Origin of the sequence: Paraburkholderia sp. SECH4, from assembly GCF_030511745.1 — a bacterium.
In the GTDB taxonomy this organism is placed as follows: domain Bacteria; phylum Pseudomonadota; class Gammaproteobacteria; order Burkholderiales; family Burkholderiaceae; genus Paraburkholderia; species Paraburkholderia madseniana.
Map to the genome: position 1 here is coordinate 150,681 of NZ_JALOCP010000012.1, position 22,511 is coordinate 173,191.

At 61.7% G+C, this 22,511-nt stretch carries 18 protein-coding genes; 17 read left to right on the forward strand and 1 reads right to left on the reverse strand.

What is annotated here, in order from left to right:
• Positions 1-53: 53 nt before the first annotated feature.
• The 6 genes from M0D67_RS18520 (at position 54) to M0D67_RS18545 (ending at position 9,344) form a co-directional block, all read left to right on the forward strand.
• Positions 54-1,748, forward strand: a complete 1,695-nt coding sequence (locus M0D67_RS18520) for a transglycosylase SLT domain-containing protein (RefSeq protein ID WP_171925342.1) — start codon at positions 54-56, stop codon at positions 1,746-1,748.
• Positions 1,749-1,949: 201 nt separating this feature from the next.
• Entirely contained in the window at positions 1,950-3,191 is a 1,242-nt protein-coding gene (locus M0D67_RS18525) for a nitrate/nitrite transporter (RefSeq protein WP_171925341.1), read from the forward strand.
• Between the two features lie 429 nt (positions 3,192-3,620).
• Entirely contained in the window at positions 3,621-4,775 is a 1,155-nt protein-coding gene (carA, locus tag M0D67_RS18530) for a glutamine-hydrolyzing carbamoyl-phosphate synthase small subunit (protein WP_054036255.1), read from the forward strand.
• Positions 4,776-4,930: 155 nt separating this feature from the next.
• Entirely contained in the window at positions 4,931-8,185 is a 3,255-nt protein-coding gene (gene carB / locus M0D67_RS18535; protein ID WP_266239346.1) for a carbamoyl-phosphate synthase large subunit, read from the forward strand.
• Positions 8,186-8,337: 152 nt separating this feature from the next.
• Complete coding sequence (gene greA, locus M0D67_RS18540; protein WP_054036257.1) at positions 8,338-8,814, forward strand: transcription elongation factor GreA; 477 nt, start codon at positions 8,338-8,340, stop codon at positions 8,812-8,814.
• Positions 8,815-8,834: 20 nt separating this feature from the next.
• Entirely contained in the window at positions 8,835-9,344 is a 510-nt protein-coding gene (locus tag M0D67_RS18545) for a DUF4149 domain-containing protein (RefSeq protein WP_154565268.1), read from the forward strand.
• Positions 9,345-9,487: 143 nt separating this feature from the next.
• Here the strand turns inward: M0D67_RS18545 and M0D67_RS18550 are convergent, their stop codons facing one another.
• Positions 9,488-10,018, reverse strand: a complete 531-nt coding sequence (locus M0D67_RS18550) for a YhbY family RNA-binding protein (protein WP_093640370.1) — start codon at positions 10,016-10,018, stop codon at positions 9,488-9,490.
• A 182-nt stretch (positions 10,019-10,200) separates the two neighbouring features.
• On the opposite strand from M0D67_RS18550, the gene M0D67_RS18555 reads away from it, so the two are divergent.
• From M0D67_RS18555 to phoR, 11 genes are all read left to right on the forward strand, one after another.
• On the forward strand, positions 10,201-10,863 hold the full coding sequence (locus M0D67_RS18555; protein WP_054036258.1) for an RlmE family RNA methyltransferase: 663 nt from the start codon (positions 10,201-10,203) through the stop codon (positions 10,861-10,863).
• Between the two features lie 189 nt (positions 10,864-11,052).
• On the forward strand, positions 11,053-12,942 hold the full coding sequence (ftsH, locus tag M0D67_RS18560) for an ATP-dependent zinc metalloprotease FtsH (RefSeq protein WP_074282683.1): 1,890 nt from the start codon (positions 11,053-11,055) through the stop codon (positions 12,940-12,942).
• 83 nt (positions 12,943-13,025) lie between these two features.
• Positions 13,026-13,925, forward strand: coding sequence for a dihydropteroate synthase (gene folP / locus M0D67_RS18565; protein ID WP_171925339.1), 900 nt, complete (start codon positions 13,026-13,028; stop codon positions 13,923-13,925).
• 28 nt (positions 13,926-13,953) lie between these two features.
• Positions 13,954-15,312 (forward strand): phosphoglucosamine mutase, encoded by a 1,359-nt coding sequence (glmM, locus tag M0D67_RS18570; RefSeq protein WP_154565266.1) that lies wholly within the window; start codon positions 13,954-13,956, stop codon positions 15,310-15,312.
• 297 nt (positions 15,313-15,609) lie between these two features.
• On the forward strand, positions 15,610-16,641 hold the full coding sequence (gene pstS / locus M0D67_RS18575) for a phosphate ABC transporter substrate-binding protein PstS (RefSeq protein ID WP_154565265.1): 1,032 nt from the start codon (positions 15,610-15,612) through the stop codon (positions 16,639-16,641).
• 171 nt (positions 16,642-16,812) lie between these two features.
• Positions 16,813-17,814, forward strand: coding sequence for a phosphate ABC transporter permease PstC (gene pstC / locus M0D67_RS18580; RefSeq protein ID WP_154565264.1), 1,002 nt, complete (start codon positions 16,813-16,815; stop codon positions 17,812-17,814).
• Positions 17,811-18,707, forward strand: coding sequence for a phosphate ABC transporter permease PstA (gene pstA / locus M0D67_RS18585; RefSeq protein ID WP_154565263.1), 897 nt, complete (start codon positions 17,811-17,813; stop codon positions 18,705-18,707). Before pstC ends, pstA begins: the two co-directional genes overlap by 4 nt.
• A gap of 17 nt (positions 18,708-18,724) precedes the next feature.
• Entirely contained in the window at positions 18,725-19,573 is an 849-nt protein-coding gene (pstB, locus tag M0D67_RS18590; protein ID WP_154565262.1) for a phosphate ABC transporter ATP-binding protein PstB, read from the forward strand.
• Positions 19,574-19,601: 28 nt separating this feature from the next.
• Positions 19,602-20,306: a phosphate signaling complex protein PhoU gene (gene phoU, locus M0D67_RS18595; RefSeq protein ID WP_054036271.1), complete on the forward strand. Its 705-nt coding sequence runs from the start codon at positions 19,602-19,604 to the stop codon at positions 20,304-20,306.
• 25 nt (positions 20,307-20,331) lie between these two features.
• Complete coding sequence (gene phoB, locus M0D67_RS18600) at positions 20,332-21,033, forward strand: phosphate regulon transcriptional regulator PhoB (protein WP_028199153.1); 702 nt, start codon at positions 20,332-20,334, stop codon at positions 21,031-21,033.
• 140 nt (positions 21,034-21,173) lie between these two features.
• The gene (gene phoR, locus M0D67_RS18605) at positions 21,174-22,487 is read left to right on the forward strand and encodes a phosphate regulon sensor histidine kinase PhoR (protein WP_154565261.1); all 1,314 of its coding nucleotides are present in this window, start codon (positions 21,174-21,176) and stop codon (positions 22,485-22,487) included.
• Positions 22,488-22,511: the final 24 nt, after the last annotated feature.

Consider the following 22,511-nt stretch of genomic DNA (forward strand, 5'->3'; position numbering starts at 1 on the left):
CCGTTTCGTACTATCGGCTGCAAATTCCAGCCCTTGTGGAAGCCGAGACGTTCATGCGATTTATCTTTAGTGCGTTGTTGGTCCTGACACTCGCCGCTTGCGCGAGTCAGGGACCGGCGACGAATAGCCCTACCACCGCAACAAACCCCGCCAGCCAGCAAGCCGTAGCCGACGCCCTTCGCAAGACAGCCACCGCCAAAGAGACGATCAACGTCGATCAAGGCTCGGTCAGTCAACTGACGAGCGCGGACGCCGATTTGTGGGGCCGTATTCGCCGTGGTTTTCAAATGCCGGATCTGCAAACCGACCTCGTCGACATGCAGGTCAACTGGTATGCGCAGCGCCCGGATTACGTGCAGCGCATGACCGAGCGCTCGCAGAAATACCTGTACCACATCGTCGAAGAGCTCGAAGCGCGCAATATGCCGACCGAGCTTGCGTTGCTGCCGTTCATCGAATCCGCATACAGCCCGCAGGCGTTGTCGGTGGCGAAGGCCGCCGGCATGTGGCAGTTCATGCCGGGCACGGGCCGCACCTACAACCTCAAGCAGAACATGTGGCAGGACGAGCGCCGCGACGTGCTGGCTTCGACCAGCGCCGCGCTCGACTACCTGTCCCGTCTGCATGACATGTTCGGCGACTGGCAACTGGCGCTCGCCGCGTACAACTGGGGTGAGGGCAACGTGCAGCGCGCGATCGCGCGCAACGAAGCGGCGGGGCTGCCCACCGACTACCTCAGCCTGCGCATGCCGAACGAGACGCGCAACTACGTGCCCAAGTTGCAGGCGGTGAAGAACATCGTGATGAACCCCCAGATGTACGGGCTCACGCTGCCGTCGATTCCAAATCACCCGTATTTCGTGACGGTCACGACCTCGCACGACATCGACGTGGACATGGCGGCAAAACTCGCGAATCTGTCGCCGGACGAATTCCGCTCGCTGAACCCGTCGTTCAGGAAGCCGGTGATTCTCGGCGCCACGCAGCCGCAAATCCTGCTGCCGTTCGATAACGCCAGCGCCTTCGAACGTAATCTGAAGGCCTATTCCGGCTCGCTGTCGTCCTGGACCACGTATACGGTCACGGAGCGCTCGGCGCCGGCGGCGATCGCGCAAAAGATCGGTGTCGATGCCGACACGCTGATGGAAGTGAACAAGATTCCGGCCGGCATGCGTTTGAAACCGGGTTCCACGATCGTGGTGCCGCGTGGTTCGGACGATGACGAAGACATCAGCGCCGACGTCGCCGAAAGCGCCGTGCTGGCCATGGAGCCCGATGTCCCCGACACCCGCAAGATGCTGATCCGGGTGCGCCGCAATCAATCGATGGCCGCGATCGCAGTGCGTTACGGCGTCTCGATCGGTCAGTTGAAGGCGTGGAATCGCACGCATCGCGATCAGGTTTCGCGTGGTCAGGTGATCGTGCTGCACGTGCCGGTTGGCAAGGCGATGCCGAGCGAACCGGGTCCGGAACGCATCGCGACTGACGTGCAGGGCGGCGGCGTCGAGAAGATCGGCACCCGTGTCACAGACACGAAGAACGATTCGCGCTACGATAAGAAAAAGGGTCGTGGCCGCTCCGCCGTGGTGAAGGTGTCTGAACCGGTGGATAAAGCGAGCAAGCCGACAACGTCCGGCGCCAGCAAGGGCAAGATGACGAAGGTGTCGGCTTCCACGTCCAGCAAGGCGTCGAAGGCCGCGGCAGATAGCCGCCAGAAGACCGTGGCCAACGCGAAGAAGGGTAAGTAGACCAAAAAGCGGCTCCACGGTAGTGACCACATGCGTTGCGGGGGCAGCGCATGAATTGCGCTCCGATCACGCACCGTGTTATTCCGACGCCGTCACCTTAGGGTGACGGCGTTTTTCATTCTGCAGATCAATTCAGGCGAATTTCGCTCATTTCATTTATCGTTCGTGCTCAGGCCTTGTCGGCCGCTCATTTCAAAGCTCATGTCGTCCACCCAGTTGCGCGTCTTTCTGCTGTTTTCCGCCGGTTACTTTGTTTCGTACGTGTTTCGCGGCGTCAATCTGGGCTTTGCGCCCTTCATCACACACGATCTCGGCTTGTCGGCCACGGATCTCGGTTTGCTCACCAGTCTGTATTTCCTCGGTTTCGCGGGCGCGCAGATTCCGGCGGGCGTGTTGCTCGACCACTTCGGCGCGCGTCGGGTGACGGCGGTCACCCTGCTATTTGCCGCGCTGGGAATCTGGGTGTTCGGAGCGGCGCACGGCGTTGGCGCGATGATGGTCGGGCGTCTGCTGATCGGCGTCGGCGTGTCCGTGTGTCTCGGCGCCGCCTTCAAGGCGTTGGCGCAGCATTTCGCGTCGGCACGGTTGCCGTTGATGAACGGGCTGGTGATGGCGATTGGCGGTTTCGGCGGCGTGATGGTTGGCTCTCCGCTCACGTGGGTGCTGGGCTTCGCCAGTTGGCGCGCGGTCTGCGTTGGCTTGGGTTTGCTGACGGTTCTCGTGGCAGTCGCGCAGTGGACCCTCGCGCCAGACGCAAAGGAAACCCATCACCAGGCAAGTCTCGGCGCCCAGTTCAAGGGCACTTTGCACATTTTGAAGAGCGCGGCATTCTGGAAGATCGCGTCGTTTTCGGTCGTCACGCAAGGCGTGTTCTACGCGATGCAATCGCTGTGGGTCGGCGCCTGGTTGCGCGACGTGCAGGGCTTCGAGCCGCGTGAAGCTGCCGCGCTCGTATCGGTTCTCGGCTTCGCGATGATGGCCGGCTGCGTGGGCTTCGGCGCGGCCGCGCGCAGCCTCGAGCGGCGCGGTGTCTCGCTGTACGTGTTTTGCGGCACCGGCATGGCGCTGTTCGTCGTCACCCAGTTGCTGATCATGTTCAATGCGCCGCTGCCCGCGAGCCTGCTGTGGGCGGCGTATGGGATCTTCGGCGGTACCGGGATTCTCAGCTACGCGGTGATGGCGCGGCACTTCCCGGCGCAGATGATCGGCCGGGTGAACACCACCCTGACACTGATCATCTTTCTGCTGATTTTCGGCTTCCAGATTGGCGTCGGCGCGGTGCTGTCGCACTGGCCGGCCAGTGGCGGACATTATCCGGCCGCCGCGCATCTCACCGCCTGGGGCATTCTGATGGCGCTGCAATTGTTGAGCGCGATCTGGTACGTATTGCCCGGCCGCACAGGGCTTCAGCCGGTGCACGCGCGCGCTGAACGGCCGGTTTAAGGCCGTTGTGGATGGTTCGCCGGGTCGGGTCATATTCGCCGGCTCTATCCCGATTCTGGCCCGCACAAATTTTGTCGACCGGCTTCTGAGCCATGTGCAGCAAGACTTCGACCCGTTTGGGAGGGCGCTCCGCTACGCCGGCTCCCCATCTCGGATTTGGAGGGAAGGGTAGTTTCACGCTATAATTTCAAGGTTTGAGCTTATCAACCCGCACCCTAGCGCCTACCTCTCCCATACCGTTCATCCGCCGCGCGCTTTTGACGCCCCGCACCCCAGCCGAGCCGTCCACACAATGGACCCATCGCGCCCCTTGCGACGTCACCAGCAGTACGCGAGCGAGTCTGCGCGCGCATCCTTGCCGATGCGTTTCGCTGCGGCTCGCAGTCGGATAGACAGGTCGGCAACAGGGTGTTCCCCAAGGAGTCTCCCGTGTTGCCGTCATTTTCTCCCGCTTTGCTCGCACTCGCCGACGGCACGGTCTTTCGTGGTTACTCGATCGGCGCCCCCGGGCATACGATCGGCGAAGTCGTGTTCAACACCGCTATCACCGGTTATCAGGAAATCCTGACCGACCCGAGCTACGCGCGCCAGATCGTGACCCTCACGTATCCGCACATCGGTAATGTCGGCGTGAATGCCGAAGACGTCGAAGCCACGAAAGTCCATGCCGCCGGCCTGATCATCCGCGATCTGCCGGTTCTCGCGTCGAACTTCCGCATGGAGCGCACGCTCCCGCAATACCTGAAGGACGAAGGCGTGGTCGCCATCGCCGGTCTCGACACCCGTATGCTGACCCGCGTGTTGCGCGACAAGGGTGCGCAGAACGGCGCCATTCTGGCCGGTTCGGATGACGAAGCGAAGGCAATCGAACTCGCGCGCTCGTTCCCGGGTTTGTCGGGCATGGACCTCGCGAAGGTCGTGTCGACGAAGGAAAGCTACGAATGGACCCAGACCGAATGGCGTCTGGGCACCGGCTACGGCACGCAGAACGCACCGAAGTACCGCGTGGTCGCGTTTGACTACGGCGTGAAGTACAACATTCTGCGCATGCTGGCTGAGCGCGGCTGCCACGTTACCGTGCTGCCGGCGCAAGCTTCCGCGGCTGATGCGCTCGCGCTCAATCCGGACGGCGTGTTCCTGTCGAACGGCCCCGGCGATCCGGAACCGTGCGACTACGCAATCGCTGCGACTAAAGAGCTGATCGAACGCGGCATCCCGACCTTCGGCATCTGCCTCGGCCACCAGATCATGGGCCTCGCGCTCGGCGCCAAGACCCTGAAGATGAAGACCGGCCACCACGGCGCGAACCATCCGGTAAAGGATCTCGAAGACGGCCGTGTGGTCATCACGTCGCAGAACCACGGTTTCGCGGTCGACGCCGACACGCTGCCGGCCAATGCCAAGGTCACGCACATCTCGCTGTTCGACGGCACGCTGCAAGGCTTCGCGCTGACCGACAAGCCTGCGTTCTGCTTCCAGGGCCACCCGGAAGCGTCGCCCGGTCCGCACGACATCGCCTATCTGTTCGATCGCTTCACGGCGTTGATGGACACGAAGAAGGCCGGCAAGGCAACAGCGGCATAAGCAGCAGAGTGCGAGGCGCCCAGGTGGCGCACGGCTCGCCGCGCGAACAGCGCCTCGGCGCACAAGCGCAGCGAGCCGCACACAACAGAGCGCGCGCAACGTATCAACGCAGCGCGCCGACGGAAAGAATTCAGGAATACATTAGCGAGAGCGTTATGCCCAAGCGGACAGACATTAAAAGCATCCTCATCATCGGCGCGGGTCCGATCATCATCGGCCAGGCGTGCGAGTTCGATTACTCGGGCGCGCAGGCATGCAAGGCGCTGCGTGAGGAAGGCTACAAGGTCATTCTCGTCAACAGCAATCCGGCGACGATCATGACCGACCCGAACACGGCCGACGTCACCTACATCGAGCCGATCACGTGGGAAGTGGTGGAGCGCATCATCGCCAAGGAGCGCCCGGACGCGATCCTGCCGACGATGGGCGGCCAGACCGCGCTGAACTGCGCACTGGATCTCCATGCGCACGGCGTGCTGGACAAGTACAAGGTCGAGCTGATCGGCGCCTCGCCGGAAGCGATCGACAAGGCGGAAGACCGTCAGAAGTTCAAAGACGCGATGACCAAGATCGGCCTCGGTTCGGCCAAGTCGGGCACCGCGCATTCGATGGAAGAAGCACTGCAGGTTCAGGCCGACATCGCAACGCAAACGGGTAGCGGCGGTTATCCGGTCGTGATCCGTCCGTCGTTCACGTTGGGCGGTTCGGGCGGCGGTATCGCGTACAACCGCGACGAATTCGAAGAGATCTGCAAGCGCGGTCTCGACCTGTCGCCTACGCGTGAACTGCTGATCGAAGAATCGCTGCTCGGCTGGAAAGAGTACGAGATGGAAGTGGTCCGCGACAAGAAGGACAACTGCATCATCGTTTGCTCGATCGAAAACCTGGATCCGATGGGCATCCACACCGGCGACTCGATCACCGTCGCGCCGGCGCAAACGCTCACGGACAAGGAATATCAGATCCTGCGTAACGCATCGCTCGCCGTGCTGCGCGAGATCGGTGTGGATACGGGTGGTTCGAACGTGCAGTTCTCGATCAATCCGAAAGATGGCCGGATGATCGTGATCGAAATGAACCCACGCGTGTCGCGTTCGTCGGCACTGGCCTCGAAGGCGACTGGCTTCCCGATCGCGAAGGTCGCGGCGAAGCTGGCAGTCGGCTACACGCTGGACGAGTTGAAGAACGAAATCACCGGCGGCCAAACCCCGGCATCGTTCGAACCGACGATTGACTACGTCGTCACCAAGATCCCACGTTTCGCGTTCGAGAAATTCCGCGAAGCCGATGCGCGCCTGACTACCCAGATGAAGTCGGTCGGCGAAGTGATGGCGATTGGCCGCACCTTCCAGGAGTCGTTCCAGAAGGCGCTGCGCGGTCTCGAAGTGGGCGTGGACGGCCTGGACGAAAAGACCGTCAATCGCGACGAGATCATCCGCGAGATCGGCGAAGCCGGTCCGGATCGCATCTGGTATGTCGGCGACGCGTTCCGTGTCGGCATGATGGCAGAAGAAATCTTCGAAGAGACCTCGATCGACCCGTGGTTCCTCGCGCAGATCGAACAGATCATTCTGAAGGAAAAGGCGCTGGCCGGCCGTACGCTGGCAAGCCTCTCGAAGGAAGAACTCAAGTATCTGAAGCAAAGCGGCTTCTCGGATCGCCGCTTGGCGAAGCTGCTCGGCGCGAAGCCGGCGGAAGTGCGCCAGCGCCGTATCGAGTTGAACGTGCGCCCGGTCTACAAGCGCGTCGACACCTGCGCAGCCGAGTTCGCCACGAAAACCGCCTACATGTACTCGACCTACGAGGAAGAGTGCGAAGCGAACCCGACGAACAACAAGAAGATCATGGTGCTGGGTGGTGGCCCCAACCGGATCGGCCAGGGTATCGAGTTCGACTACTGCTGCGTGCACGCCGCGCTCGCCATGCGCGAAGACGGCTACGAAACGATCATGGTCAACTGCAACCCTGAAACCGTTTCGACCGACTACGACACGTCCGATCGTCTGTACTTCGAATCGCTGACGCTCGAAGACGTGCTCGAAATCGTCGACAAAGAAAAGCCGGTCGGCGTGATCGTGCAATACGGCGGTCAAACGCCGCTGAAGCTCGCACTCGATCTCGAAGCGAACGGTGTGCCGATCATCGGCACGTCGCCGGACATGATCGACGCCGCCGAAGACCGCGAGCGTTTCCAGAAGCTGCTGCAGGACCTCGGCCTGCGTCAACCGCCGAACCGTACCGCGCGTGCTGAAGACGAAGCGCTCAAGCTCGCTGAAGAAATCGGTTATCCGCTGGTGGTGCGTCCGTCGTACGTGCTGGGTGGCCGCGCCATGGAAATCGTCCACGAGCCGCGCGATCTCGAACGCTACATGCGCGAGGCCGTGAAGGTGTCGAACGATTCGCCGGTGCTGCTCGACCGCTTCCTGAATGACGCGATCGAATGCGACGTGGATTGCATCTCCGATGGCGAGGCCGTGTTCATCGGCGGCGTGATGGAGCACATCGAACAGGCGGGCGTCCACTCGGGCGACTCGGCTTGCTCGCTGCCGCCGTACTCGCTGTCGAAGGAAACCATTGCCGAGCTGAAGCGCCAGACCGGCGCAATGGCCAAGGCGCTGAACGTGATCGGCCTGATGAACGTGCAATTCGCGATCCAGCAGGTGCCGCAGGCGGATGGTTCGAAAGAAGACGTGATCTACGTGCTCGAAGTGAACCCGCGAGCATCGCGTACGGTGCCGTACGTCTCGAAGGCGACCAGTCTGCCGCTCGCCAAGATCGCCGCGCGTGCGATGGTCGGCCAGACGCTTGCGCAACAGGGCGTGACGAAGGAAATCGATCCGCCGTACTTCAGCGTGAAGGAAGCCGTGTTCCCGTTCGTCAAGTTCCCGACAGTCGATCCGGTGCTCGGACCGGAAATGCGTTCGACCGGTGAAGTGATGGGCGTGGGTCAAACGTTCGGCGAAGCGCTGTTCAAGTCGCAGCTCGCGGCAGGTTCGCGTCTGCCGGAGTCGGGCACGGTGCTCCTGACCGTGATGGACGCCGACAAGCCGAAGGCTGTCGAAGTGGCGCACATGCTGCACGAACTCGGCTACCCGATCGTCGCGACCAAGGGCACGGCTGCCGCGATCGAAGCGGCCGGCGTGCCGGTCAAGGTCGTCAACAAGGTGAAGGACGGCCGGCCGCACATCGTCGACATGATCAAGAACGGTGAAATCGCGCTGGTCTTCACGACCGTCGACGAAACCCGTGCCGCGATCGCCGACTCGCGTTCGATCCGCATGAGCGCGCAGGCGAACAAGGTCACGTACTACACGACGATGTCCGGTGCACGGGCCGCGGTTGAAGGTTTGCGCTATTTGAAGGACCTGGAAGTCTATGATTTACAAGGTCTTCACGCTCGCCTAAACTAAGGCTTCGAATACCTGTCCAAGATGTAAGTGCCGCGGTTAAGCGGCGTTCCGCAGGTGCTTTGGGCCCGGGTTTCCCCCGGTGCTCCGGCCCCCGCGGAATGCACTTAACCGCGGTGATTTTTTTTACGGCTGTTTTTTGCATAGAGTTGTTTATGAGCACTGTTCCATTGACTAAGCGCGGCGCGGAAATGTTGCGCGATGAATTGCAGCGCCTGAAATCGGTTGAGCGTCCCTCCGTGATCAATTCGATCGCGGAAGCGCGTGCCCAGGGCGATCTGTCGGAAAACGCGGAATACGACGCGGCGAAGGAAAAGCAGGGCTTCATCGAAGGCCGTATTGCCGAAATCGAATCGAAGCTGGCCGGGGCGCAGGTGATCGACCCGGCGGCGGTCGAAGCGGACGGGCGTGTGGTGTTCGGCGCGACGCTCGAACTCGAAGACCTCGATTCGGGTGCGAAGGTCAAATACCAGATCGTCGGCGACGATGAAGCGGACATCGACCACGGTCTGATCTCGATCAGCTCGCCGATCGCGCGCGCATTGATCGGCAAGTCGGAAGGCGACGTTGCATCGGTGCAGGCACCGGGCGGCGTGCGCGAGTACGAAATCATCGCGGTTAGCTACGTTTGAAGGTGGCCCCGGTGTCCTTGATGCCGCATCGGCTGTTCCGTCTGCTGACGGTGGTGTGGGTCGGTAGTCTGTTGACTATCGGCTATGCCGTCGCGCCGGTGTTGTTCACGTCGCTCGATCGCATGACGGCAGGCGCCGTAGCGGCGCAACTGTTTCGTATCGAGGGCGTGCTGGGCGCGGTGTGCGGCATTTTGCTGCTGGGTCTCGCGAACGTACTGGTGCGCCGGGGCAGCGACGCTTATCGTCGTTTGCGCTGGTTGATCGTCGGCATGCTGGTGTGCGTGCTGGTGGGTTACTTTGCGCTGCAGCCGTTCATGAATGCAATGCGCATTGCCGCGCTGGAAGCGGGCAGTGATGTCGGGCATTCGGCTTATGCGACGCGCTTTGGCATCCTGCACGGCGTATCGAGTCTGTTTTACCTGATCGAAAGCCTGCTGGGTGTGGTGCTGGTGTGGAAGCTGCCGGCGAGCGTCGGCATTGTGACCGCGGAGCAGGGCGCTCGCGGCGCTGCGGGGAAAGTAACCAGTTGAGTGGTATGGTTCTACCTTGCTTGAGCGGGTTTGCCTGCAGCGCTACCCAAATGGGCATCAAATAGGCATCAAATAGGCATCAGCCAGGCCGCCTGAGCAGTTCACCCCAAGGTGCGGACGCCGCCCGCACCCTCATCATTCGCTTACTTCGACGACTGATGCGCGCGCTTCGCGCTGGTCTGGCGCTTCTTGGCGCGCTTGATATTGCCGCCTTGCGTGACGCGTTCATTGCCGCGCACCACGACTGCTTTTGCCTTCGGCTTGCGCATCGGGATTTCGCTGGGCTTCACCACCGTGACCACGCGCGGTGCGCGGCCCTTACCCGGTTTGGCTTCGACAGCCGCTTCGCGGGCGCTCGGCAGGGCGCCGCGCTTGGCCTTGACAGCCGGTTGTACTGCCGCTTCCGGCTTCCAGATCACCAGCAGCTTGCCGATATGCTGGATCGGCGCGGCGTTCAGCGTGTCGCAGATCTGTTCGTAGATGGCAATGCGTTCTTCGCGTTCGTCGCCGAACACGCGGATCTTGATCAGTTGATGCGCGCCAAGGTGGACCTTGATTTCCGACAGCACAGCGTCGGTCAAGCCTTCGGCGCCGACGAGCACGACCGGTTTGAGCGCATGTGCCTGGGAGCGCAACTCGGCGCGTTGGTCGGAAGAGACTTTAAGGGCTGGCATGGAAAGTGGGAGACTCGACTAAAATGGCGGCACCTGCATTTCCGAGAGATTCGGCCAATAGCGCAGGGCGGCGCGTCAGAACAACAGAATCGCGGATGACTGCCAGTTTTGGCGGTGGCCGCGCGAATTAACCGCGTATTATCCCCTAAAGCGCCACATTTCGCAGCAAGAGTTCACCTTTAATGGCAAAAAACAAGTTCAACACGGCGTGGTTGCATGATCACATCAACGACCCGTACGTCAAAATGGCGCAGCGGGAGGGCTATCGCGCCCGTGCAGCCTACAAGCTGAAGGAAATCGACGAGCAGGACAAGCTGATCCGGCCAGGCCAGGTGATCGTCGACCTCGGCTCGGTACCGGGCAGTTGGAGCCAGTACGCCCGCAACAAGCTCGCCAAGGGCTCGCAGCGCGACGCCGAGCGCGAGGGCGGCATCGACGGCACGATCATCGCGCTGGACATGCTGCCGATGGAACCGATCGCCGACGTCCATTTCATTCAGGGCGACTTCCGCGAAGACTCGGTTCTCGAACAACTCGAAGAATTAGTCGGGGAACGTCAGGTTGATCTTGTAATTTCGGATATGGCGCCCAACCTGTCGGGAGTGGCGGTCGCGGATGCCGCGCGAATCGAGCATCTGTGCGATATCGCGATGGAATTTTCGCAAAACCACCTGAAGCCGGATGGCGCCCTTTTAGTCAAATGTTTTCATGGCAGCGGTTACAGCCAGATTGTCGAAAAGTTCAAGCGCCAGTTCAAGGTGGTGGCGGCCCGCAAGCCGAAAGCCTCGCGGGACAAATCGTCAGAAACGTTTATTTTGGGTAAGCATCTGAAGCGGCCCGCATAGGTGCGCTGCAGGAAGGTTCCGCATCTGCCGATAATGTGCCTACAGCACCGGAAATTGGCGCTGAAATGGCCCGCTACGCTATTTGTGTGGTAGTGAAACCTTATGGCAGGGGTCTGCGGACTGGATTAGAATGCTTTCGTGGTGCCGCAAGGCAAATGTAGGCGCCCGTCTAAGTGAAGGAGTGGTGCTTTGAACAACAATATGTTTTCGAAAGCAGCAGTGTGGCTGGTTATCGCACTGGTGCTGTTTACGGTGTTCAAGCAGTTCGACAAGCCCCGTGTCCAGGAAGGCGTTTCCTATTCGCAGTTCATGGACGACGCGAAGAACGGCAAAGTCAAGAACGTCATTGTCCAGGGGCGGAACCTCACGGTCACTCCAGCAGACGGCCAGAAGTACCAGATCGTGTCGCCCGGCGACATCTGGATGGTCGGCGATCTGATGAAGTATGGCGTTCAGGTGAGCGGGAAGGCTGATGACGAACCGAATGCGCTGGTGTCCGCGCTGTACTACCTCGGACCAACGATCCTGATCATCGGCTTCTGGTTCTACATGATGCGACAGATGCAGGGCGGCGGGAAAGGCGGTGCGTTCTCGTTCGGTAAATCCCGTGCACGTCTGATCGACGAAAACAACAACGCAATCAATTTCACCGACGTCGCCGGTTGCGACGAAGCCAAGGAAGAAGTCTCCGAACTGGTCGACTTCCTGCGCGATCCACAGAAATTCCAGAAGCTGGGCGGACGCATTCCGCGCGGCGTGCTGCTGGTCGGCCCACCGGGAACGGGTAAGACGTTGCTGGCGCGCGCTATCGCCGGTGAGGCGAAGGTGCCGTTCTTCAGCATCTCGGGTTCGGACTTCGTGGAAATGTTTGTGGGTGTCGGTGCGGCTCGTGTGCGCGACATGTTCGAGCAGGCCAAGAAGCATGCGCCGTGTATCGTGTTCATCGACGAAATCGATGCGGTCGGCCGTCATCGCGGCGCCGGCATGGGCGGTGGCAACGACGAACGCGAACAGACCTTGAACCAGATGCTGGTCGAGATGGACGGCTTCGAAGCGAATTCGGGCGTGATCGTGATCGCTGCAACGAACCGTTCGGACGTACTCGACAAGGCGCTGCTGCGCCCGGGCCGTTTCGACCGTCAGGTGTACGTCGGTCTGCCGGATATCCGTGGTCGCGAGCACATCATGAAGGTTCACCTGCGCAAGGTGCCGATTTCGAACGACGTTGACGCAGCGGTGATCGCACGCGGCACGCCGGGCTTCTCGGGCGCCGATCTGGCGAACCTGGTCAACGAAGCAGCGCTGTTTGCTGCGCGTCGCGGCAAGCGCATCGTCGAGATGGCGGATTTCGAAGACGCGAAGGACAAGATCTTCATGGGTCCGGAGCGCAAGTCGGCCGTGATTCGCGAAGAATCGAAGCGCGCCACCGCGTATCACGAGTCGGGTCACGCGGTGATCGCCAAGCTGTTGCCGAAGGCTGATCCGGTGCACAAGGTCACGATTATTCCGCGCGGCCGAGCGCTGGGTGTGACGTGGCAGTTGCCGGAACATGACAACGAAACGTATTCGAAGGACTACCTGCTGGATCGCCTCGCGATCCTGTTCGGTGGCCGTGTCGCGGAAGAGCTGTTCCTGAACCTGATCAGCACCGGCGCGTCGGACGACTTCAACAAGGCAACGGCTACGGCCCGCGCCATGGTGGCTCGCTTCGGTATGACCGACGCACTCGGACCGATGGTCTACGTCGACGACGAAAACGACGCAACGCCGTTTGGCCGTGGCTTCACGCGGACCATTTCGGAAGCGACGCAGCAAAAGGTCGACGCGGAAATCCGCCGCGTGCTCGACGAGCAGTACAACCTCGCCAAGCGCCTGCTGGACGAGAACCGCGACAAGGTTGAAGCGATGACCGCCGCGCTGATGGAGTGGGAAACGATCGACGCCGATCAGATCAACGACATCATGGCAGGCCGTCCGCCGCGTTCGCCGAAGAGCTCGCCGCCGTCGGTTGGCGACGCCTCGTCGGGCGGCAGCCCGGGCACCGAAGTCAAGCCGGGCAGCGCGACCGCGCCGGCCTGATCGGCGACCAGTAGAAAGTGCGGGCCGGTGTGATTCACACCGGCCCGTTTTGCATTTATTTGTTTTACGTGATTGACCGCTACGTGTCGAAAGTCGAATTCCCTTCTCTTCCCCTCCCCGAACCGCTGCAATGCGGCCGCTTCAAGCTGACCTTCGAACGCCCGTTGATCATGGGCATCCTGAACGTCACGCCCGATTCTTTTTCCGATGGCGGTCAGTACGCGATGCGCGGCGACGCGCTGCGCCAGGCCGAGCGCATGCTGCTCGACGGCGCGGACATTATCGACATCGGCGGCGAGTCGACCCGGCCGGGTGCGCCGCCCGTGCCGCTCGACGAAGAACTTGAGCGGGTGATCCCGCTGGTCGAACAACTGCGCGGCGCGAATGTGCCGTTGTCGGTCGATACGTACAAGCCGGAAGTGATGCGTCACGCACTGACCGCGGGCGCCGACCTGATCAACGATATCTGGGGCTTCCGGATGCCCGGTGCGGTCGACGCCGTACGCGACAGCGAATGCGGTCTGTGTGTGATGCATATGCTCGGCGAGCCGCAGACCATGCAGCTCGGTGAGCCCGTCTATGACGACGTGGTGAGCGAGGTGCGGCAGTTTCTCGAAGAACGGGTGGCAACCCTGAAGCGGGCGGGCATCGCTCGTGCTCGCATCAGCGTGGACCCGGGCTTTGGTTTCGGCAAAGCGGTGATCGAACACAATTACGCGCTGCTCGCGCACCTGCCGGACACGGCGCCGCGGGCCGAGCCGCCGTACCCCATTCTCGCCGGCATGTCGCGCAAGTCGATGGTCGGCGCGGTTGTCGGACGCCCGGCGCCGGAGCGCGTCGCGGGCAGCATCGCCGCAGCGGTGTGTGCTGCCGGGCGCGGTGCGGCAATTCTGCGCGTGCACGATGTCGCGCAAACAGTGGATGCATTGAAAGTATGGGCGGCCATGCGCGACGCGGCGAATCACAGCCGCGCGCGCGGCTGAACCCGCAAGCCAAGGAGGAACATAAAACATGGCACGTCGTTATTTCGGAACGGATGGGATTCGGGGCAAGGTCGGCGAAGGGCCGATTACGCCGGAGTTTGTATTGCGGCTCGGCTACGCTGCCGGCAAGGTGCTCGCGGGCGCGGACCGCTGGGCGAGAACGGGCGCACGGCCCACGGTGCTGATCGGTAAAGACACACGGGTGTCGGGCTATATGCTCGAAGCCGCGCTCGAAGCGGGCTTTTCCGCGGCGGGCGTCGACGTCATGCTGGCCGGGCCAATGCCGACCCCGGGTATTGCCTATCTGACGCGCGCACTGCGGCTCGCCGCGGGCGTCGTGATTAGCGCGTCGCACAACCCGTACTACGACAACGGCATCAAATTCTTCTCCGCCGACGGCAACAAGCTGCCCGACGAAGTGGAATTGCAGATCGAAGAACAACTCGATCTGCCGCTCGCATGCGCGGCCTCCGAGCAACTCGGCAAGGCGCGGCGCCTCGATGACGCTGCCGGCCGCTATATCGAGTTCTGCAAGAGCACCTTCCCGGCAGCGTTCGACTTGCGCGGCCTGAAGCTGGTGGTCGACTGTGCGCACGGTGCCGCGTACGACGTCGCGCCGCACGTGTTCCATGAACTCGGCGCCGATGTGATTCCGATCGGCGTCGCGCCGAACGGCTTCAACATCAACGACGGCGTCGGCGCGACCGCGCCGGACGCGCTGGTGCGCGCGGTGCGCGCGAACCACGCGGACCTCGGCATCGCGCTCGACGGCGACGCTGACCGGCTGCAGGTCGTGGACGCGGCAGGTCGCCTGTATAACGGCGACGAGTTGCTATACGTGCTGGTCAAGGACCGGATGGCGACCGACGGTAAAGTGGAAGGCGCGGTCGGCACCTTGATGACCAACATGGCGGTCGAAGTCGCGCTGCAGGAAGCCGGCGTGAAGTTCGTCCGTGCGGCGGTGGGCGACCGTTACGTGCTCGAACAGTTGCGTGAACACGGCTGGCAACTGGGCGCGGAAGGCTCCGGCCATATTCTCTCCCTTGACCGCCATTCGACCGGCGACGGCATCGTGTCGGCCCTGCTGGTGCTGGCCGCGATGAAGCGCAGCGACAAAACGCTCGCCGAACTGCTCCACGGTGTGACGCTGTTTCCGCAGAAGCTGATCAACGTGCGGATGCAGCCCGGCGCGGACTGGAAGGGCAGCGATGCGATCCGCCGCGCCATCAGCACGGCCGAGGCAGCGCTGAACGGCCGCGGCCGCGTGCTGATTCGGGCCTCGGGCACCGAGCCCGTTCTGCGCGTGATGGTGGAGGCGGAAAAAGTCGACGACGCGGTTCGCCATTCCGAAGCGATCGCTAACGCGGTCAAGCTGGCCACGGCCTAAACCGCGCCTGGCCTACGGCGGCGAGGGACGACCATGAGCGCGTCCCCGCTGCCGCACCCCTCTGCAATACGCGTCTCCCCACACGCAAACGTTCGCGTCCCATTTTTTTCGTCTAATCTGTAAAACGACGCCCGCAACGCCGCTAAACCGGCGATTTGTCCGCGCGTGCGCCTTTCACCTTAGTAATCCCACTGTCACATCCGTTTCACGGTTAGTCACGTTACTGTCACAAAGAGACCCTAAGCTTCGCGGTGTTCGTGTTACTCGCTCACACCGCTCACACCCCTTGGAGGTCTCATGAAATTGATGCAAACCGTGTTCGCTGGCGTCGCTGGCGCGCTTTTCGCGATCGCAGCGCAAGCCGCAGACATCACCGGCGCGGGCAGCACCTTCGCAGCACCGATCTACACGAAGTGGGCCGATGCCTACCAGAAGTCGGGTGGCGGCAAGGTCAACTATCAAGGTATCGGTTCGTCGGGGGGCGTGAAGCAGATCGTCGCGAAGACTGTTGACTTCGCTGGTTCGGACGCTCCGCTGAAGGACGAAGACCTCGCGAAGGAAGGCCTGTTCCAGTTCCCGACGGTTGTCGGCGGCGTGGTGCCGGTCGTCAATGTGCCGGGCGTGACGCCGGGTGAACTGACGCTGTCGGGCGAAGTGCTCGGCGACATCTACCTGGGCAAGATCAAGAAGTGGAACGATCCGGCGATCGTTGCGCTGAACCCGAAGGCTAAGCTGCCGGATACCGACATCGCCGTGGTTCGCCGCGCCGACGGTTCGGGCACCAGCTTCATCTGGACGAACTATCTGTCGAAGGTCAATGCTGACTGGAAGTCGAAGGTTGGTGAAGGTTCGACGGTCAACTGGCCGACGGGTACGGGCGGCAAGGGCAACGACGGCGTCGCAGCTTTCGTGCAACGTCTGCCGGGCGCAATCGGCTACGTCGAATGGGCGTACGCGAAGCAGAACAAGATGACGTATGTCGGCCTGAAGAATTCGTCGGGCACGGTGGTCGAGCCGAAGACGGAAACGTTCAAGGCAGCGGCAGCGGGCGCGGACTGGTCGAAGTCGTTCTACCAGATCCTGACGAACGAGCCGGGCAAGAACGCATGGCCGATCGTCGGCGCAACGTTCGTGCTGCTGCACACGGCGCAGGACAAGCCGGCGCAAGGCACCGAAACGCTGAAGTTCTTCGACTGGGCGTTCAAGAATGGCTCGCAGGCTGCGAACGATCTGGACTACATCTCGCTGCCGGATTCGGTTGTGTCGGAAATCCGCACGCAGTGGAAGTCGAAGGTGAAGGACGCTGCGGGCAAGCCGATCGCTGAATAAGCGACGCAGCTAGGCGCCGCAACTAAGCGACACAGCATGCAGTAAGCATGCGGCAATACATTGGCCGTCCTCATTCGAGGACGGCCAATGGCGTTACCCCGGCATTAGCCAGCATTGTCCGCCGCGCGACAAGTGTCGTACGGCAACTGGAAACAGGTCCATCAGGCTCTCATGTCCGATATCCAATTAGCGTCTGGCGCGGCGAAGTCGACACCGCCCGGCAGCACGTCGCAGCAGAAAGCGCCCAGCCGCGCCGGCGACGTCATCTTCGGCGGCCTTGCCCGTCTCTCCGCCATCGTCACCCTGTTGCTGCTCGGCGGCATTATCGTTTCGCTGATCGTCGCGTCCCTGCCGTCGATCAAGCAGTTCGGCCTCGCGTTCCTATGGACCGCCGACTGGGATCCACCTAGCAAGCAATTCGGCGCATTGGTGCCTATTTACGGCACGATCGCGACCTCGCTCATTGCACTCATCATCGCGGTGCCCGTCAGCTTCGGCATCGCGCTTTTCCTGACCGAACTCGCGCCCGCGTGGCTGCGCCGTCCGCTCGGCGTCGCCATCGAACTGCTTGCCGCGATTCCGTCGATCGTCTACGGCATGTGGGGTCTGCTGGTGTTCGCGCCGATCTTCGCTACGTGGTTCGAAAAGCCGCTCGGCACGCTCCTCAGCGGCATTCCTATCGTCGGCGCGTTGTTTAAGGGCGCACCGATCGGCATCGGCATTCTCTGCGCGGGCGTGATTCTCGCGATCATGATCATTCCGTACATCGCTTCGGTGATGCGTGACGTGTTCGAAGTCACGCCGGTCCTGTTGAAGGAATCGGCGTACGGCATCGGCTGCACGACCTGGGAAGTGATGTGGAAGATCGTGCTGCCCTTCACCAAGAGCGGCGTGATCGGCGGCGTGATGCTCGGCCTCGGCCGCGCGCTCGGCGAGACCATGGCGGTCACGTTCGTGATCGGCAACACCAATCTGCTCGATAACGTCTCGCTGTTTTCGCCGGGCAACAGTATTACCTCGGCGCTCGCCAACGAATTCGCGGAAGCGGATCCGGGCCTGCATACGTCGGCGCTGATGGAACTCGGGTTGATCCTCTTTGTGATTACTTTCATCGTGCTGGCGATCTCGAAGGTCATGCTGCTTCGCCTCGAAAAAGGGGAGGGCGCGAAATGAGCCAGCCCACCTTGAATATGCCGGGTTCGAACGACGCCGTCGCGCTCGAAGCGATGCGCGTGCGTCTGCAAGGCCGCCGCCGCGCGAAGAATGCCGTTGCGCTGACGCTGTCGCTCGCGGCCATGGCGTTCGGCCTGCTGTGGCTGGTGTGGATTCTTTATACGACGCTGCGCCTGGGCATCGGCGGCTTGTCGGTCGAATTGTTCACGCAATCCACACCGCCGCCGAACACCGATGGCGGTGGTCTCGCCAACGCGATCGTCGGCAGCGTGATGCTGGTTGCGCTCGCAACTTTTGTCGGCACGCCGATCGGCATTCTGGCGGGCGTGTATCTCGCCGAATACGGGCAGAAGGGCTGGCTCGCCAGTCTCACGCGCTTCATCAACGACATCCTGTTGTCGGCACCGTCGATCGTCGTCGGTCTGTTCGTCTACGCGCTCGTCGTGGCGAAGATGGGCCACTTCAGCGGTTGGGCCGGCGTATTCGCGCTCGCGCTGCTGCAGATTCCGATCGTGATCCGCACCACCGAGAACATGCTGAAGCTGGTGCCGAATGCGCTGCGCGAAGCCGCTTTCGCACTCGGCACGCCGAAGTGGAAGATGGTGATGTCGATCACGCTGAAAGCTTCGATCGCGGGCATTATCACCGGCGTGCTGCTCGGCGTCGCGCGCATTGCCGGTGAAACGGCGCCGCTGCTCTTCACCGCGTTGTCGAACCAGTTCTTCTCGTGGAACATGGACCAGCCGGTTGCGAACCTGCCGGTCACGATCTACAAGTTCGCGATGAGCCCGTTTGCGCAGTGGCAATCGCTCGCGTGGGCCGGTGTCTTCCTGATCACGCTCGCGGTACTGGGATTGAACATCCTCGCGCGCACGATCTTTTCGAATAAGTAAGGGCGGAGTGTAATCCGATGAATATGGCAGAAACTCAACTCAATCCGGGCACGCGTCCCACGGCGCCGGCCGGTTTCGATCCCGCCCAAAGCGGCCAGGCGCAAGCCCCGTCGCGTCCGAAGATCGAAATCAACGACCTGAACTTCTTCTACGGCAAGTATCACGCGCTGAAGAACATCAATCTGCGGATTCCCGAAGGCAAGGTCACTGCCTTCATCGGCCCGTCGGGTTGCGGCAAGTCCACCTTGCTGCGCACGCTCAACAAGATGTACGCGCTCTATCCGGAGCAACACGCCGAAGGCGAGATCCTGATGGACGGCGAAAACCTGCTGACCTCCAAGCGCGATATTTCGCTGCTGCGCGCGCGGATCGGCATGGTGTTCCAGAAGCCGACGCCGTTTCCGATGTCGATCTACGACAACATCGCGTTCGGTGTGAAGATGTTCGAAACGCTGCCGCGTTCGGAAATGGACGACCGCGTGGAATGGGCGTTGACCAAGGCCGCGCTGTGGAACGAAGTCAAGGATAAATTGGGCCAGAGCGGCTACGGTTTGTCCGGCGGCCAGCAACAGCGTCTGTGTATCGCGCGCGGTATCGCGATCCGTCCTGAAGTGCTGCTGCTCGACGAGCCGTGTTCCGCGCTCGACCCGATTTCCACGGGCCGCATCGAAGAACTGATCGCCGAATTGAAGAGCGATTACACGGTTGTAATCGTGACGCACAACATGCAACAGGCCGCACGCTGTTCGGACTACACTGCCTATATGTACCTCGGTGAACTGATCGAATTCGGCGACACCGAAAAGATCTTCATCAAGCCGGTCCGCAAGGAAACCGAGGACTACATCACTGGCCGCTTCGGCTAAGCCGCCGCGCAAAACAACGGAGTACGACATGTCCGATAAACATCTGTCCAGCCAGTTCGACGCCGACCTGAACCTCGTTTCCTCGAAGGTGCTCGAAATGGGCGGCCTGGTCGAGTCGCAGATCGTCAACGCAATGATCGCGCTCAACAACTTCGACCTCGATGTGTGCGAGCAGGTGATCGCCGCTGAAGACCGTCTGAACACGATGGAAGTCGAGATCGACGAAGAGTGCAGCAACATCATCGCGCGCCGTCAGCCGGCCGCGCGCGACTTGCGCCTCCTGATCGCGATTTCGAAGACCATCACGAATCTCGAGCGCGCCGGCGACGAAGCCGAAAAAATCGCCAAGCGCACCAAGCGTCTGATGGAAGACGGCGCTTCGCGCAGCATCAATATCGCCGAGATCAAATTGTCGGGCGAAATGGCGGTGTCGATCCTGCGCCGCGCGCTGGACGCCTTTGCGCGTCTGGACACGGTCGCTGCCGCGCAGATCATGCGCGACGACAAGGCGATCGACGAAGAATTCCGCGCTTTCGTTCGCAAGCTGATTTCGTACATGACTGAAGATCCGCGTTCGATTTCGGTGGGTCTCGATTTTCTGTTCATCGCCAAGGCGATCGAACGGATCGGCGACCACGCGAAAAACATCGCTGAATTCATCATCTACATCGTCAAGGGCACCGACGTGCGGCACAAGTCGCGCGACGCGCTCGAACGCGAAGCACTCAGTTAATCAGTTATAAGGATCAGAGGTGCCGATGCCCAGCAGCATTCTCGTCATTGAAGATGAGCCCGCCATTTCCGAACTGATTTCGGTGAATCTTCAACACGCCGGACACTGCCCGATTCGCGCGTACAACGCGGAGCAGGCGCAGAACCTGATCAGCGACGTACTGCCCGACCTCGTGCTGCTCGACTGGATGTTGCCGGGCAAGTCGGGCATCGCGTTCGCTCGCGATCTGCGCAACAACGAGCGCACCAAGCACATTCCAATCATCATGCTGACCGCACGTGGCGATGAGCAGGACAAGGTGCTCGGCCTCGAAATCGGCGCCGACGACTACGTCACCAAACCGTTTTCGCCGAAAGAACTGATGGCGCGCATCAAGGCGGTGTTGCGCCGCCGCGCGCCGCAGTTGACCGAAGACCTGGTGGCGATCAACGGTCTGAAGCTCGATCCGGCAACGCACCGCGTCGCCGCGCACGCCGAAGGCAGCGAGATCAAGCTCGATCTCGGCCCGACCGAGTTCCGTCTGCTGCACTTCTTCATGACGCACCCGGAGCGCGTGCACAGCCGCACGCAACTGCTCGATCAGGTGTGGGGCGACCACGTGTTCGTCGAAGAGCGCACGGTGGATGTGCACATCAAGCGTCTGCGCGCGGCACTCAAGCCGGCCGGGTGCGATGCTATGATTGAGACGGTACGCGGCAGCGGCTACCGGCTCGCGAAGAGCGCCTGACTTTGCGCGGTAGCGCGAGTGGCGATGCTTGAGCCACGCGCGTTATAGATGTCGCATACACCACATAGGCCACATCGGTTACGTTAGGCGCCGCGATTTCAGATCCCGGCGTGGACGGTTTTCTCTTCGATCGCTAGAACATGAACATCATCTGGGCGCGCTCCATCGTGTCGGTCGTGCTGCTGGCTGTTCTGTGCGTGGTGGTCGGCGCACTCGTGAACGTCAAGGCAGGGCTGGTCCTCGCGATCGTCATGCTGCTCGCGCAGAGCTTCTTCAGCACCTTCCACAAGCAGCGTTTGTGGCGCCTGCTCGACGCTCCGGTCTACGGCGAAGTGCCGAGCGCCCCCGGCATCTGGGGCGAAATCTACTACCGTCTGCATAAGCTTGCGAAGCGCTGGCATGCGCAGGTGCGTCAGGTCGAACAACAGCATTCGCGTTTCATCCAGGCGATCCAGGCGTCGCCGAACGGCGTGGCGATGCTCGACGATCACGATCAGATCGAGTGGTGCAACGCGATCTCCGAACTCCATTTCGGACTCGATGCGAAACGCGATCTGCGCCAGCACATCACACATCTCGTGCGTCAGCCCGATTTCGTGCGCTATCTGAATTCGCAACGCTACGAACAGATGCTGATCATGCGCGGCATGGGCGAGAAGCGCCAGAACGTGCTGTCGGTGCAGGTGTTTCCGTATGGCGAGAATCGCAAGCTGGTGCTGTCGCAAGACATCACCGAGCTGGAGCGTACCGACGCGATGCGGCGCGACTTCGTCGCTAACGTGTCGCATGAATTGAAGACACCGTTGACCGTATTGTCGGGTTTTCTCGAGACGATGCGGGAACTGCCGTTGAGCGAAGCCGAGCGCGGGCGCTACCTCGAACTGATGGAGCAGCAGGCTTCGCGCATGCGGCATATCGTCAACGACTTGCTGGTGCTCGCGAAGCTAGAAGGCGACAACAAGCCGCCGAGCGATCAGATGATCGATATGCGCGCGGTGCTGCGGCATCTGCGCGACGACGCGCAAAGCCTGTCGAGCGACCATCACAAGATCGTGTTCGACGCCGACGAAGGGCTCACCGTCACTGGCGTGGAAACGGAAATTCTCAGCGCGTTGGGCAACCTCGTGACCAATGCGATCCGCTATACACCGGATGGCGGTGCGATCAGGGTGAGTTGGCAGGCCAACGGCGGCTGTGCGGTTTTTTCGGTCACGGACAGCGGCTTGGGGATTCCAGCCGCGGACATTCCACGTCTGACCGAGCGTTTCTATCGCGTTGACCGCAGCCGCTCGCGCGATACGGGTGGGACGGGCCTCGGTCTCGCCATCGTCAAGCATGTGCTGCAACGACACGATGCGCAGCTCGACGTGAAGAGCGAAGAGGGACGTGGCAGCACGTTCACCGTGCGTTTCCCGGTGTTTCGCACGGCGCGTCGGCAACCGGCGCCGGTTTGAAAACGTTGGCCTGAAAAAATGCCC